The sequence below is a fragment of the Desulfobacter latus genome, assembly GCF_013389365.1.
Taxonomy (GTDB): Bacteria; Desulfobacterota; Desulfobacteria; order Desulfobacterales; family Desulfobacteraceae; genus Desulfobacter; species Desulfobacter latus.
Window position 1 is genome coordinate 1 of sequence record NZ_JACADJ010000007.1, and the last position, 15,069, is coordinate 15,069.

Sequence of the window (15,069 nt, forward strand, 5' to 3'; positions counted from 1 at the left end):
GAATTGATCCAATCAAAACAACAGTAGAAAAATTTAATCAGGTTAGAATAGTTCCGAAATTTAAACACTTCGTGATTGAAGTTGTTTATGAAAGAGAACCCATTAAAAAAGAAGTCAATTTTGAAAATGTATTCGGAATAGATTTAGGGCTTAATAATCTCGCTACGTTAGTATCTAATCAGTCAGATGTAAATCCTATACTGATAAACGGCAGGCCACTTAAGTCCATTAATCAATTTTTTAACAAAACAAAAGCAGAACTTATGTCCAATATAGGGGACAAGGGAAGTTCAAACAAAATCGGGAAGCTCTCTTTAAAAAGAGAATGTAAAATGAATGATTACATGCATAAAGCCAGTCGTTTGATTATTAATTATGCGGTTGAGACTCAAACGGGAACAATCATTATTGGAGAGAACGAAGGCTGGAAACAAAAGATCAAAATAGGTAAAAAGAATAACCAGAATTTTGTTTCTGTTCCTTTAGATAGACTCAAAGAAATGATTGCTTACAAAGGTGAAGATTACGGAATTCGAGTGGTCTTTACAGAAGAAGCGTATACTTCAAAGGCCAGTAGTCTTGATAAAGATCCGATCCCTGCGTATTCACCGGAAAACAAACTATCTTTTACAGGCAAGAGAATTAAAAGAGGTTTGTACAAATGGTCGAAGGGCATAATCAACGCTGATCTGAACGGTGCATTAAACATCATTCGAAAAGAAGTTCCTGAATCCCTTAATGAACTTATAAGGATAAGGAATAGAGGCTGTGGGTTTCAGCCATTTAAAGTGCTTGCATTTTAATAAAAAAATTCTATTTGAGTCGTAAGTTTAATTCTTTAAATTACTATTTGATATAATTTTGTAACCTAGCTTGCCTCCAGAATGGAAATCCATTCCCTGGCTGTTGTATGGGATATACCGGTCTCATTTCCAAGACTGTTTAGATTAAGCAGTTGGCCTATGCGGCCGGCACAAAGACGCACAAACTTTTCAAACAGGCCTTGATGCCGGATCTGCATAAGCTGCCGGACATCCCGCTGGACATAAGTTTCAAAATAATCTCCCAGCACCTGATGAGGCTTCAGGCGCATCTGATAGAGCCTAGGATAGAATCCATTGAGTAACATGTTGTCCGTATCAGCCCTATCTGTAAAAGCGCGGACTTCGTTCCAGTCAAAAGGCAGCAGGGTCAGGATGCCGGTCCGGCCCGCAAGGGACTGGCTCAATGCGTCCCGGACATTGAACTGCTGACTTCCGGTGAGGATATATTTACCCGGCACCGGATCTTCGTCCACAAAGGTCTGGATATAGGAGACCATATCAGGAGTGCGCTGGATTTCATCCAGTATTGCGCCGTCCGGGTAGGCATTAAGAAACCCCCGGGGATCATCCAGGGCATACTGACGAAGATCCGGTGCTTCAAGATTGACATAGGATTTATCTGGAAAGACCTTTCGGCATAAGGTGATTTTCCCGCTCTGCCTGGGACCGGTTACTGTGACAACAGGGTAGTTTTGGGCCAGTTCCCTTAACACCGGTTCAATAGATCTGTCTTGAAAACCGTTTATCATAGGCACGACAATAAATATAATTCTTGCAAATTGCAAGTTAAACATTCGATTTGCAAAATCATTCCACTTATCCACATATGCTAACAAGGGTTTTGCATTAACAAGAGGGTTTTTAACAAGGTTCAGATATGCCCTGCAGGAACTCCACTGATATTCTCTCGCCCTTTTTACCAGTCCTGCTCGAACGGGGTTTTGTTCAATATACCTGGCAGCGGCAAGCAGGTGATGCTCGTCCATGATAAAAGAAGCAAACCGTCCTTGCCGGAAATACCCCCGCCAGCCTTCCCTGAAATTCATCATCCTTGCATATCTTCTATGGGCTTCGCCTATGGCGGAGGCAAGTCCTTCCGATGTTGCAGGAACTGCAATCAGGTGGGTATGATTGGGCATCAGGCAATAACTCCAGATTTCTACATTGAAATGTTTGCACCATTCAGCCATCAGATCAATATAGGATTGATAATCTTCATCTGAAAAAAATGTCTACTGCCTGCGGTTACCCCGCTGTGTAATATGATGTGGATAATCCGGAGCCACTACTCTTGCTAATCTTGCCATACTGGTACTTATTTCAAATTATACTTGTATTGGCAATATTTTTGTATCGTGTCTGGTCAAAAGATCTTTATCCTTTTGGCACTTAAATGAAACAGATTAAAAAGATCGGGAGTAAATGCAATGGGCCATTTAACGCTTTTAGAGAATGTCTTTAAAAAGTGAAGGGAAATCTATATTTTTCCCCTTGACAAAACTTATCATAGATGTCCCCTAAATTCTCTACAGTTTGGATCAAACAATGATCAAGACCATTTATTGTAAATGATCTGGGCTTTTTGTGTTTTGTTGCGAGACTGTGAATTTGATGATAAAAGAAATAAAATATATGATTGGAAAAAATATTATTTCCATAACTAAAAAATGCCTTTAACCTTGTTAGGAAACAACAATTTTGTCACCTGCTAATTTCAGCATAGGCATTTTTTATTCTTATACGCCACATTGGAAGCAATATCTTTGATCACCTGCAATGCATTGTATTTAAAAAATTTACAATTTTTAGATGGAAAAAGCAATGTTTTTGCATTTTATCGCTGTTGTGCCTTAGCTTAAGGATAAGACATATTTGGCAAATATGAATGCATTAGAAAAATTGGCAGGTAAAACCGGAGTTAAAAAAAGGAAAATGCAAAAGATAGTCAACAAAGACAAACTCAACAACCTGGCCAATGAAATCTGGAAATCCGCCGAGCGGCTCCGGGGCAAGTTCAAGGCATATGAGTACCAGAGTGTTATTCTTCCCATGATTGTGATCCGCCGTCTGGAATGTGTTTTGCTTCGGTGGCGGCAGGACCAGGCAGATGAAATTGCCGGTAAACGGCCTGAACTCAGGGAGGAAGAGATCCTGGATATGGTAAAGAAACTGGAGTGTCGTGCAAAAAAAGCCCCGTTATTCAATACCACGGACTGGACCCTGGAAAAAATATGCGAAGAAGATCCCTCCTTGCGGAAAACTCATTTCAAGGAATATCTCAACGGTTTCTCGGAAAATGTTCAGGAGATCATTGATCATTTTCATTACAGGGATGTGATCGACAGGATGGTGAAAAACTCCCGTCTTTCCCCCATATTGAACCAGTATGCCAATGAGGCCCTTGGCCCGGAAGCGCTGTCCAATCTTGAAATGGGATATGTATATGAAGAGCTGCTCAGGCGGTTTTCAGAGCAGAGCGGTGAAGAGGCCGGGGAGCATTTTACCCCCAGGGAGGTCATCCGACTCATGGTCGAACTTCTTGAAATCCCCCTCCCTGAAAAGCATATTTCTGTTTATGATCCGGCCTGCGGCACCGGCGGTATGCTCACGGTTGCAAAAGAGTATCTTTACGAAAGGGCCGGTAATGAATCGGAACAATCCAATGTCCGGCAGTTTGTCACCCTCCACGGCCATGAACTCTCACCGGGCAATTATGCCATCTGCAAGGCAGATATGCTCATCAAGGAAGAGGATGCCGCCATCTGTTTCGGCAACTCCCTGATACCGGACAGCCCCAACAGCCCGGAACCTGGGGATCAGCTTGCCAAACCCGGGCACAAATTTGACTATATGCTTTCCAATCCCCCGTTTGGCGTGACCTGGGGCGGCAAGGATGGATATGCAGATGAGGCTGGAAAATTATCCACGACCCGGTACAGGGCCGGGATGCCTCGGACCAATGATGGGGCCTTTTTGTTTCTCCAGACCATGCTGGCAAAAATGAAACCCGCCGACAAAGGGGGAAGCCGCATGGCCATTATCTTTAACGGCTCCCCCTTGAGCAATGGGGACTGCGGTTCAGGTGAAAGCGAGATCCGGCGGTGGATTCTTGAAAACGACTGGCTGGATGCCATTGTGATGCTGCCGGACCAGCTTTTTTATAATACCGGGATTTTTACCTATATCTGGCTGTTGACCAATAATAAACCAGAGTCCCACAAAGACAGGGTCATGCTCATCGACGGCAGGTCCTGTTTTGAAAAGGAGCCCAAATCCTTTGGCAATAAGCGCAACCGCCTGACCATTCAGAATATGGCTGATATAAAGTCCTTTTACCAAAAAGGCTGGGAACAGGGGGATGACAATCCAAAGGTAAAGATTTTTAAAACAAAAGATTTTGCTTATCACAAAGTCTCGGTGGTCTTCTGGCAGACCGATGATAATGATGAACCCGCCTATGTCACGGAGCCCTTTTCCAAGGCCCTGACCCCGGCCAATATGAAGAAAGAGCAGGAATTTTACGATTCAGACCTGGAATTTTCCATTGCCCTGGCATCAATGAAAGGGATTGCGGACATTGACTTTACCTTGACGCCGGACCAGACCTTTGCCAAGGTGTTTGAAAAGGCGGTCAAGGAGGCTTTTAAGCTTGAGATCAAAGGGCTGACAACAGGGATGAAAACCGCCGGGGAAAAGACCCGGGCCGTTAAAAAATTTATCAGGGAGCTGAAAAAAGAGGTGGTCTACACCCATCGCCATTACGTGACTGACACCGAATACATCCCCTACGGCGAGAATATTGAAGCATTTTTGAAACGGGAGATTGAAAAACCTCTGATCCGGTGGGCGGACAGCCCCCAGCTTGGTTATGAGATCCTTCCCAACCGGTATTTTTATAAGTATGTGCCACCTAAGCCTGCTGATGCGTTGCTCAAGGAGTTTTGGGATCTGGAAGAAGAGGCTGCGGGGTTGTTGAAGGGATTGGTGGAATAAAATAGATGGGAACACCTGATCATATCGAAAAAATGTTGGATAATCAGTTGCCCGAAGGATGGAAACGGAAGATCATAAAAAGAGACTATTCTGTTACTCTCGGAAAGATGATTCAGTCACAGCAAAAATCAGAAGAAGAAACAGAAGAATATTACCTGAGATCTGCAAATATTAAATGGGGCGGAGTTGACCTGGCGTCCATAAAAAGGATGTGGTTTTCTCCGTTTGAGAAAGAAAAGTTGGCCTTGAAAAAAGGAGATTTACTTGTCAGTGAAGGAGGTGATGTCGGAAGGACCTCTGTTTGGGATGAAGAACTATCAGCCTGCTATATCCAGAATGCGATTAATCGTATCCGTTCAAAAACTGAGAATAACAGCACCCTATTCCTATATTACTGGCTGTATATGCTTAAGCATGCGGGTTACATAGATGCCATTGTCAGTCGTATCACTATTGCACACCTCACAGCAGAAAAACTTGAGAGGCTTTTATGTGTCTGCCCACCTATAATTGATCAAATTCGCATAACAAAATATTTAGAAAAGATCCTCTCCCAAATTGAGGATACGATATCGATAAAGCAGAATCAGTTCGATGTTCTGGAAGACTTAAAAAAATCTATCATCCACAAAGCCGTGACCAAAGGATTGGACGAATCCGTTGAGATGAAAGTTGCTTGCGTAGAGTGGTTTAGCGAAACCCCCAATAATTGGAAGAAATTTCGAATAAAGGATGTGGTAGATATCTCACCAGGCTTTTCGGAAGACGCACCCTCTAATGGGGGAATATACACTATAGTACCTATGGAAGCTGTATCTGTTAAAGGTGATGTCGATAATCAGAAAAAGTTAATGTTTGAGGAGATTTCTACAGGATTAACTCATTTTGAGAATGGAGATATTATTTTTGCCAAGATTACACCTTGTATGGAAAATGGGAAAGGTGCTTATGTAAGAAATATTGAGACGCAATATGGATTTGGAAGCACCGAGTTTCATGTGATGCGTCCGAGGTGTAAAATCGAAGGTAGGTTTTTGTATTATTATACTTACGACGCTGAATATCGTTCATATGCTGCGTTAAATATGACTGGTGCCGCTGGTCAAAAAAGGGTTTCTAGAAAATTTCTCGCTTATACAGAGATATATTTGCCTGAAATTAAGGAACAAATAAAAATTGCAAATTATCTAGATCAAAAAATTTTTCAGATTGAAAAACTGAAAAAAAACATCACCCAACAGATAGAAACCCTCGAATTGTATCGCAAATCCATCATACATGAATGTGTAACCGGTAAGAGACGGGTAACCGAAGATGATCTAAAGGAGCTGTAACCCATGCCGGACGGGCCGGAAAAACAATTTCAGCATCATATCACCGATTTTCTTGAAAAGGTTCACAGGTATATCCCCCTTCAATCCTCGGACATTACCGATTCCGACCGGTATTTTGTCGAAGATCACCTGATATCTTTTATCCGGGCGACCCAGAAGGAAACCTTTAACAAACTTGCTGAAAATTACGGCTCCGATGCCGGGGATGAAATCTTCAGGGCTCTGAAAAAGGAACTGACGCACAGGCCTTTGTGGACGGTGATCCGCCAGGGCCTTATGGTCAGGGGACTGACCTTTAATCTTTACTTTCCGGAGCCGAGATCCAGCCAGGGGGCGGCAGAACGGTTTTACAGGGAAAACCGGATCAGCTTCCGGGAGGAACTGGTCATAAAAAAGGGAAAGCGTCCGGATATCGTGCTCTTTTTGAACGGGCTCCCGGTCATTGTTCTGGAACTTAAACATGAAAAAAATCAGACAGTGCATGATGCTGTGGATCAATATGCCAAGCGGGACCATGGGGATTGGATTTTCAGGCTTCCTTTTTTATATATTGCAGCAGACACATCCGATGTAATGGTTGCCACGGATCCGTCAAAGGCGGAGAATTTCCGCTGGCACAACAGCGGCCTGGAAAACAAGGCCATGACCGATGGGGAATATCCTGTGGAATTTCTCTATCGGGATGTCCTGTCCAAAGGATCCATTATCAGGGCGCTCTCCTTTTACCTGGTTTATGTGCCGGCCAGGGAGGCGGAGAACGACCGCCCGGCATTGCCTGCCGGCACAATTTTTCCAAGGTTTCATCAATCCAGGATGGTGGAGAATCTGTACCGGGATCTTGAAACCCGGTACGCCGAAAACCGGACACTGGGAAAAAAATATTTGATTCACCATTCCGCAGGCTCCGGGAAAACCCTGTCCATATGCTGGCTGGCAGACCGGATTCACAGCCTGTACAAACCCGGAAGCAATGAAAAAATCATAGACCGGATTTTCATCCTGACGGACCGAAAGGCCCTGGATAAAAATATCAGGGAAGATATGGAGAAGCTGGTCCACCTGGCGGACGTGGTCGATTTTGCCAAAAATTCTGATCAACTTGCCCGGCTTATCAGAAGCGGAACGGCCAGAATTATCGTATCCACCCAGCAGAAGTTTAAATATATTCTGGAGAAGCTGGCCGGTGATCAGGCCTTGCGTCAGCTGAAGGTGGCCTTTCTCATTGATGAGGCCCACCGGTCCCAGGAGGGGAAAACCGCTGCCGGTGTGAAGGTGTCGTTCAGGGAACCGGAGGTCGAAGATGTGGAATCAGACGGGATGGACCCGGAAGAAGAGATAGCCGGTATTATACGGGCCCATGACCGGAACCAGGTTTTTGTGGCCTTTACCGCCACCCCGTCAAAAGCAACCCTGAGCCTGTTCGGCACGCCTTTTGACGAGTATACCGAAGAGGAAGCCATCCGGGAAGGGTATATTCTGGATGTGGCTTCCAATATCATTTCTTACCGTACTTTATATAATCTGCACTGCCCGGTACTCTCAAAAGAGGACCAGGAAAAGGTTTACCCGGCAGGGGTGGTGGCCAAAGCCCTGAAAAATGTAGCCTATCAGGATGACGGCCTGATTCAGTATAAGGCAGAGGTCATGCTGAGAATATTTGATGATCAGATCCTGCCTCTTATTGGCGGAAACGCAAAGGCAATGATCGTGGCCACCTCCCGGCCGGCAGGTCTGAGGTATTTTGAGATATTGACGGAAAAACTTTTGGAGCGCAAAAGTCCGTATAAGGTGTTGTTTGCGTTTTCCCCATTTGTCCATCCAGAGACAAATAAAGCGCTAAGTGAAACGGGCGTTAATGGCTTAAATCCCGGCGAAGCTATTGAAGACCGTTTTGAGGGCGATAACTATCGTCTGATGGTTGTGGCCAATAAGTTCCAGGAAGGGTTTGACCAGCCCCTTCTGGCAGGCATGTTTCTGGATAAAGCGGTGGTGGATCGAAATGCGGTTCAAACGGTTTCCAGATTGAACCGGTGCCATGGGGGCAAGGATAAAGTGGTGGTTGTGGATTTCACCAATAATGCCAAAAAAATTTTAAAAGCCTTTAAAAAGTATAGAAAAGGTTCCCCTTTTGAGCCGGAAGAGCCGGATGCAAAGGATTGTACAGCGCAGTATGATGAGATCATATCAAAAGGCGTGTTTGACCAGGCCCATGCTGATCATTTTTCGGAGTTGTCGGCCCAGGGCAGTGATGCCCTGATACAGTCTTTTGCAGCTGAGCTTCGGGGGGTGTTCGAGTTGCGGATTCCCGACCCGGATGAACGCAAGTCGTTTGTTTATCTCCTGGCCCGGTTTGTAAAATCCTACTATTTTTTATCCGGATTTTTTCAATACCCGGATGATGTCCGTCGATTTGCTGAATTTGCAGAGGTGATAGGTCCCCAGCTCATAAAAAAAGGATCTGAGTCAGACCTTATAAAATTGATGCGCAAAACCCGGGTGGTAAAAGCCAATGTAACATATGTGGGCACCGTCAAGAGTTCCGGGCCTGTAAAGTTAAAGGCCGGGGGCGGAAAAGGTCCCGGCGTCCCAATCAAAAAGGTAACGGTTCAGGATGCCATTGATGCCATTACGGAAAAGTTCAGAATTTCAAACGAAGAAGCCTTGATCATACGGGAAGTAACCGAGGAAAAGATGAAGGATGAAACCATTCTTAACACCATCCGGATTCATAAGGAGGATGTTGTATATATCAAGGATACCTACAGGGAAACCATCGACCGCCGGATCAAGGAAGCCTATGAGAAAAAGAACAGATTTGAGGCGTTATGGGATCCCAAATATATTGATGACGGGGCGATTTTTGACATTATGACGTTTACAGTGATTGAAAGCGGTCTCCAGGCCGTTATCGCGGAATAAAATATGAGCAGAAAGCGCATCCATAATCTGCTCCCCGAGGACAGGCCCAGGGAAAAACTGCTTGCAAAAGGTCCGGGATTCCTTAAAGACAAAGAGTTGCTGGCGATCCTTCTGGGCAAGGGAACCAAGGACCAGGATGTCCTTGCCCTGGCCGAGAAATTGATACCGGTCATTGATAAAAAGGGGCTTTGCCTGACCGCAGATGATTTAACTTCTTTCAAAGGCGTAGGCACTGCCAAGGCCGCAACCATTTTATCCGCCATTGAATTCTCCCGGCGTCGGATCAAACCGGAGGGGTATAAGATTAAATCACCAGAAGATCTTTTTCCCCATATCCGTCAGTATGCAGACCGGAAACAGGAGTATTTTTTATGTACTTCAATAAACGGGGCCAATGAAATCATGAACATTCGGGTGGTTTCCATTGGCTTGGTCAATTCAACCCAGGTCCATCCAAGGGAAGTGTTTGCGAATCCCCTTATGGACAGAGCCTCTGCTGTGATTTTTGCCCATAATCATCCATCCGGAGATCTGACGCCAAGCAACAACGACATTCAAATAACCATGCAGCTCATGGAGGCGGGAAAAATACTTGGTATCCGTGTCTTGGACCATTTGATTTTTAATCAGAAAGAGTATTTCAGCTTTCAGGAACGGTCGGTCGTCGACGGTTTAAAATGATATGTGAGCTGGGTTGCCCGATTTTATGTTTTGGCCTATAGTTGGCTTATGAATCCATTTCCATCAAGTGGACGCCCCTTTCTTTCATGGTTTTGCAGTGCATCCCTTTCATTGGGTTCCACCTTCAAAATTTGACTTTATTTATCAAAATTCAATGAGACAATGAAAACTTCAACCATCCAGACTCAAGGATTAAAATGAAAAACAACGACCATTGGTTAAAAAAAATAAAAAATAAGGTAGCCGGTAGGACCGTTTCCCCTGAAAAATCAATTGAAAAAAATTTGCAAACTCCCGAAGAGAAAATTGACAAAACAGAAGAAATAATCGAGGTGATTAAAAAGGCGGAAGAAACTCTCTATAAAAACAATAATCCACAATATGAAGAAACGTTGGCTAAACCTCTTATAAAGTCACCGAGCGAGACTATTCGTGTTATTAAAGACAGGGGATGGAGAAAGCGTGGAAATGCCGAAGAAGCTAATTGTTTTTTGATCAGGGTGTTATCAAGGATCTTGAATGAAGGCGAAGGAATGATCAAAGAAAAAGCACTTGAAGTGCTTATTCAAATATTTAGCACCCCGGATGATAACACGACTGGCTGGGTTTGCATACTTGAACAATCAGCCAATGTGATTGCTAAAGCCAATATGTCTGATGCAAAGGGCAAACTCGAATCGTTGAAATCTGAAGTTTCCGGAAATAATGTAAAAGCGATTGATTATGCCCTGAGTCTTTTACAGGATTAAATTTTGTTGTGGGGGAACCCGGGTTCAAACCGATAAATGGGCTTGAATGATTTCAGGATTATCCTCAAGCTGTCGGGTGGTCATATTGTTGACAATTTCTCCCCGGGTGTCCATGAGATAGTGGCGGCTGGCAACCTTGAGCGCCATCTGGTAATTTTGTTCGACAATCAAAAGGGTGATCCCCGATTGGACGCAAAATTTTAAAACCACATCCGTAATGGTCTGGACCAGGATCGGTGACAGGCCCTGTGAGGGCTCGTCCATGATAATTATCCGGGGGTTGCTGATCAGGGCCCTGCCAATGGCCAGCGTCTGCTGCTGACCGCCGCTCAGGGTGGCACCGTCCTGATGGGATCTGTCGGCCAGCACCGGAAAATGCTCGCATACTTTTTCAAATGTCCAGGCATCTTCCCCGCTCCCCGGCCTAGCTGCCAGGCGCAGGTTTTCCTCAACACTCAATCCCGGGAAAATGTGACGTTCCGCAGGCACATAGGCCACCCCCAGCCGGGAAATTTTGTGGGGCTGCCAGCGGGTGGTTTGCCGGCCGTCAATAAAGATATTGCCTGACCGGGGCGGGGTCAGGCCCATAATGGATCTTAAGGTTGTGGTTTTCCCGGCACCGTTACGCCCGATAATTGAAACGGCTTCCTGTTCGTACACATGCATGGAAAGCCCCTGGATAACGTGGCTGTCGCCGTAATAGGTCTGCATGTTCTCAATTTCAAGGATCTTATGCCGCTTTTCCAAGGTATGCCTCTTTGACTTCCTGATCGTTGCGAATTTCCTGGGGCGTACCTTCTGAAATGATGCAGCCGTCCTGGAGGACCGTGATCCGGTCTGAAATCCGCATAACCATATCCATATCGTGCTCCACCAGGACAACGCTGATATCATTGGCCAGATCTCTGATCAATTCCGCAATCTGATGGGTCTCTGAAGGTGACATGCCGGCCGTGGGTTCATCCAGAAACAGGATCTTGGGGTCTCCGGCCATGGCAATGGCGACCTCCAGAACCCGCTGATCACCATAGGCCAGGTTTTTGGCCGGCAGGTCAGCCATCTTCTCCAACCCCAGCCGTTCCAGCATGGCCCATGTATCTTTAATGACCGGTTTTAATTTTTGTTTCAAGGAAAATATGCGAAAAGAGCCCCCGACTTTGGCCTGTCTGGCAATTCTCAAGTTTTCAAATACACTTAAGTTCTCAAACAGGCTGTTGATCTGGAAGGTCCTGCAAATCCCCTGCTTTACCAGTTCATGGGTAGGGGTGTTGGTAATGTCTTTTTCTTTAAACAAAACTTTGCCTGAACTGGCCCCGATTTTGCCGGTTACAATATTGATAAACGTGGTCTTTCCGGCACCGTTGGGGCCGATAATCGAGGTTAATCCATTGTGGTCAACACTGAAACACACATCGTTGGTTGCCATTACGCCGCCGAATTGACAACATAAATTCTGTGTACAAAGTAATCCTCTCATGGTTACTCCTTTCTCAATCGTCTAATATGATCGGTCAGACCGGCAAATCCGGTCGGCAGGAACAGGACAAGAAAGATGACCACAAGCCCGAGATAAATCTCCCAATGCTCTGTCATCGTACTGATATAGTCCTGGATATAAATAAAGAAGACCGCACCGGCCAGAGGTCCCCAAAGTGACCCCATGCCGCCCAAAAGGACCATCATAAGCACACCGGCCCCGGCAAAGGCGCTCATGGTGGACGGACCGATATAGCCTTTATACAGGATAAATAAGGCCCCTGCGATGCCGGCGAGCAAGCAGGCCAGCATCCAGCCCAGCAATTTGTATTTTCTAACATTGATACCGATAAAGGCGGCCCGGCTCTCATTTTCGCGAATGGCCTCAAGAACCGCCCCAAAAGGTGAATTGATAATTCTCCGGGTGATAAAAAAACACAGCGTGACAATGACCAGTGTGAACATGTAAATCACCAGCGGGTCCCCGGAATTTCCGATGGTGATGCCGAACAGGTTGATATCCGGATTGGGCATTCCCATTAATCCGTCATCCCCGCCGGTCACGTCATACCATTTCCATACAATGGTATGAAACATCATGCCGAAGGCCAGGGTCAGCAAGGCAAAGGCCAGCCCCCCGGTCCTGACCTGGACCCAGCCCACGGGCAGGGCCACAACACAGGTAAAGGCAATGCCGGCCAAACAGGCCAGCCAGAAGGATGCCGGGGATACATGGATTAAAAACAATCCCACCACATAGGCACTGATGCCAAGATAGGCGTTGTGCATGAACGACAACAGGCCGGTATAGCCTAAAAGCACGTCCAGGCTCATGGCCAGCAGCCCGTATATCATCATTTCAGTGATCAGACTGATGTAAAACCGGTTGCCGGAGACAAAAGGAAACGCGACCAGACCGGAAAGCAGGATAATAATAAAAACAATGTGAATGGGGTGAAACCCTGATCTGATGCCGGGTATGGTTGTCATACGATTCATTATTCAAACTTCCCCTCACCAAGAAGACCCCGGGGCATAAAGGCAAGGATAACCGCCATGAGGATGTAAACGATGACCATTGCCAGGTCTGTGATAAAAAATTCCGCCAAGGTCTGGACCCCGCCGACCAGGAGGGCGGCAATGACTGCGCCGCGAAGGCTTCCAAGGCCGCCGATAACAATAACTACAAAAGAACTGATCAGCATTTCCCCGCCCATCAGCGGATCAATGGTGGTCAACGGGCCTGCAATAATTCCTGCAAGGCCCGCCATGACGCATCCAAGAACAAATGCCCCCATATGTACATAGCTCATGTTCACGCCTAGACAAGAAACCATTTCAGGGATTGTGCTGGATGCCCTGAGAATAATCCCGATTTTTGTCTTGTTTAAAAACAGCATTAAAGCGCCCATGATGAGTATAATCAGCAACAGTGTCACCAGCCTGAAAACCGGGTAGTCCGTACCGAGTATGGGCAGGGTGCCCTGCATGAATTCCGGCAGTTCGATGAAACGGGGTTTGTTGCCCCAGATGTACTTGATCGAGCCGTCAAGAAAAAACATCAGCCCATAGGTCAGGATCAAGGTATATGCCATGGATCTTTTTCGCATGGGGGCAATAATGGTTCGTTCGATGATCAGCCCGATCACCCCCACGATGAGGGGGGCAATCAAAAGTGCGGCAAAAAAGTTCAATCCCGATGCCACAAGTGAAAACCCTATGTAGGCGCCCACGGCGTACAAGGCCCCGTGGGCCATATTCATTATGCGGCTCAGCCCGTAAATAATGTTCAAACCGATGGCGACGATGAGAAACACGCCGCCAAGAACAAGGCTGTTCAATGTAATATCAACTATAATACCCAGTGTTCCGCTCATAATTTAAGATCACCAGTCTTTCTACTCAGGCGGGCCAAGTTCGGCGGCCGGGAATGTATGCAGCACTTTCATATATACCGTGGCACCAAACGGATTGTCCGATGCGGCCATGGTTTCCGTCAGAACGGCATCATTGCGCATGCAGTTGTCTTTTGCCGAAATTCGCACAGTCCCGTAGGGACCGTCGTAACTGATGCCCTTAAGCGCTGACGCAATGGCCTTGGCATCCGTACTCCCGGCTTTCTCAATGGCGTTAAACAGGTTCATAGCCCCCACATAGCTGTGAACGGCCGCATCGGAAGGAATGGTTTTATATTCGTTCCAAAACCGCATCTCCCAGTCGTCAGAGGTCGGGTTGTTAACATCCCAGGACCAGTCCGATACACCGAAAATACCGTGGCAGGCCGTTCCGCCGGCTTCCAGTTCCAGGGGGCCGGGGGCTGCCGCGGAAACCAGTTTTACTTTGTCCTGGAGGCCGAAATCAGCGGCTTGTTTGGCAAAAACCGGAATCACGTTGGTGATAAATGCCATGTATATGCCATCTGCGCCGGACGCCTTGATCTTACTGATATAAGATGACCAGTCCTTTGTCTTGATGGGCGCTTTATCATAATTTTCATTATAAATTTTAATACCGTTCTTTTTGGCCAGTGCGATAAATCTTTCCCCGGCATCATGTCCCCAGGAATAATCATGGACAAGCACATAATAGGTTCGGTTTTTCAGGTCGGGCCGTGCCAGGATTCCCTTGACATTGCCGACGGCGGTCTGGTCATTGGCCAACTGTCCGGATCTGAAAACCATGGGGTGCAGACCATAAAATTTAGTGGTCATGACATGGGTGCTTAAAAAAGGCACATTCAGCTTGTTAATGTTTTTGGCAAGGGCAAGGCCCACGCCACTGGATAACACACCGATCAATGCCTTGCAGTCATCTCTGTACACCAGTTTTTCCGCCTTTGAAACCGCAATGGGCGGTTTCACCTGGGTATCTTCAACCAGCAGCTTAATAGGACTTCCAAGAACCGTTCCTTTTTCCCGGGCAGCCATTTCAATGCCGTACTTCATTTCCAGTCCGCCCTGGGCGGCTATTCCGGTGAGGGGTACCAGTACGCCGATTTTAACCGGCTTTTTGGCACACACCGGATAGGGTGCAAGGATCATTACAGCGGTTATTATACTTAATGAAATAGTGATAAATCTTTTCATTTCCACC

At 46.2% G+C, this 15,069-nt stretch carries 12 protein-coding genes and 1 pseudogene; 6 read left to right on the forward strand and 7 right to left on the reverse strand.

Annotated features, from left to right (window positions below; genetic code table 11):
• On the forward strand, positions 1-803 hold an 803-nt coding region (locus HXW94_RS03365; RefSeq protein ID WP_178365487.1), incomplete at its 5' end, for an RNA-guided endonuclease InsQ/TnpB family protein.
• Positions 804-868: 65 nt separating this feature from the next.
• Here the strand turns inward: HXW94_RS03365 and HXW94_RS19785 are convergent.
• The gene (locus tag HXW94_RS19785) at positions 869-1,618 is read right to left on the reverse strand and encodes an ATP-binding protein (RefSeq protein ID WP_343054546.1); all 750 of its coding nucleotides are present in this window, start codon (positions 1,616-1,618) and stop codon (positions 869-871) included.
• Between the two features lie 156 nt (positions 1,619-1,774).
• Positions 1,775-2,041 (reverse strand): annotated as a pseudogene (locus tag HXW94_RS19790) (transposase); the annotation flags it as partial.
• Positions 2,042-2,756: 715 nt separating this feature from the next.
• On the opposite strand from HXW94_RS19790, the gene HXW94_RS03380 reads away from it, so the two are divergent.
• The 5 genes from HXW94_RS03380 to HXW94_RS03400 all read left to right on the forward strand — a co-directional run bounded on the left by HXW94_RS03380 (position 2,757) and on the right by HXW94_RS03400 (position 10,500).
• Entirely contained in the window at positions 2,757-4,817 is a 2,061-nt protein-coding gene (locus HXW94_RS03380; protein WP_178365488.1) for a type I restriction-modification system subunit M, read from the forward strand.
• 5 nt (positions 4,818-4,822) lie between these two features.
• Entirely contained in the window at positions 4,823-6,151 is a 1,329-nt protein-coding gene (locus HXW94_RS03385) for a restriction endonuclease subunit S (protein WP_178365489.1), read from the forward strand.
• Between the two features lie 3 nt (positions 6,152-6,154).
• Entirely contained in the window at positions 6,155-9,070 is a 2,916-nt protein-coding gene (locus HXW94_RS03390) for a DEAD/DEAH box helicase family protein (protein WP_178365490.1), read from the forward strand.
• A gap of 3 nt (positions 9,071-9,073) precedes the next feature.
• Complete coding sequence (radC, locus tag HXW94_RS03395) at positions 9,074-9,751, forward strand: RadC family protein (protein WP_178365491.1); 678 nt, start codon at positions 9,074-9,076, stop codon at positions 9,749-9,751.
• A gap of 197 nt (positions 9,752-9,948) precedes the next feature.
• Complete coding sequence (locus HXW94_RS03400; protein WP_178365492.1) at positions 9,949-10,500, forward strand: hypothetical protein; 552 nt, start codon at positions 9,949-9,951, stop codon at positions 10,498-10,500.
• Between the two features lie 24 nt (positions 10,501-10,524).
• Here HXW94_RS03400 and HXW94_RS03405 read toward each other — a convergent pair whose 3' ends face one another.
• The 5 genes from HXW94_RS03405 to HXW94_RS03425 are packed head-to-tail and all read right to left on the reverse strand — an operon-like array spanning position 10,525 to position 15,062.
• Positions 10,525-11,247, reverse strand: a complete 723-nt coding sequence (locus tag HXW94_RS03405; RefSeq protein ID WP_178365493.1) for an ABC transporter ATP-binding protein — start codon at positions 11,245-11,247, stop codon at positions 10,525-10,527.
• On the reverse strand, positions 11,231-11,977 hold the full coding sequence (locus HXW94_RS03410; protein WP_178365494.1) for an ABC transporter ATP-binding protein: 747 nt from the start codon (positions 11,975-11,977) through the stop codon (positions 11,231-11,233). Before HXW94_RS03410 ends, HXW94_RS03405 begins: the two co-directional genes overlap by 17 nt.
• A gap of 2 nt (positions 11,978-11,979) precedes the next feature.
• Entirely contained in the window at positions 11,980-12,975 is a 996-nt protein-coding gene (locus HXW94_RS03415; protein WP_178365495.1) for a branched-chain amino acid ABC transporter permease, read from the reverse strand.
• On the reverse strand, positions 12,975-13,853 hold the full coding sequence (locus tag HXW94_RS03420; RefSeq protein WP_178365496.1) for a branched-chain amino acid ABC transporter permease: 879 nt from the start codon (positions 13,851-13,853) through the stop codon (positions 12,975-12,977). The genes HXW94_RS03415 and HXW94_RS03420 overlap by 1 nt, the downstream gene beginning before the upstream one ends.
• A 21-nt stretch (positions 13,854-13,874) precedes the next feature.
• On the reverse strand, positions 13,875-15,062 hold the full coding sequence (locus HXW94_RS03425) for an ABC transporter substrate-binding protein (RefSeq protein ID WP_178365497.1): 1,188 nt from the start codon (positions 15,060-15,062) through the stop codon (positions 13,875-13,877).
• Positions 15,063-15,069 lie beyond the last annotated feature (7 nt).